This window comes from Oleiphilus sp. HI0080 (assembly GCF_001635135.1).
In genome coordinates, this window is record NZ_LWFU01000249.1 from 1 (window position 1) to 507 (window position 507).

The 507-nt window shown below is 44.1% G+C and carries 1 protein-coding gene; it reads left to right on the top strand.

All coding sequences use genetic code 11. From position 1 onward, the window contains the following. Positions 1 to 46: 46 nt before the first annotated feature. Positions 47 to 507: DUF2391 family protein (locus A3751_RS02675; RefSeq protein WP_068451789.1), on the top strand; the 461-nt coding region annotated here is incomplete at its 3' end.

Sequence of the window (507 nt, forward strand, 5' to 3'; positions counted from 1 at the left end):
AAGCTCTCTCAATATCAATATTGGCGACTAAAGAGGACGCCTCTTCATGTATGAAGATCCGCAAGATTCAAAACAAAAAGTAGAAATAAAACGCTNAGGGCGATCGGGCTACTTGCATACGGTCATTCCGATTTTCGATAGTTCTGGCAAGGTGATTCAACGGATTGTAAAACCGTTAATGGTAGAGCTCACTCTTCGGGACATTATTCAGATCGTTGTCGGCGCAACGCTGTTGGCGATTCCCATGGCGTTTACGGAAGAAACGTGGCAGCTCGGAAGCACCCTTCCAAATTTAAATGTGGCCATACTCTCGCTCGTTTCACTTAGTTTTATTGCGCTGTTTGTGTATGTGCATTTTTACCGTTTCTACTTAAAAGGCTTCGTACTTGAATACTTCAAGCGCGTGTTTGCGATTTACGTTATCTCATTGGTTGTGGTTGGCTTGTTGATGACACTGATTCAACAATGCCCTTGGGGTGTTGATAACGTCCTCGCAATCAAGCGCAT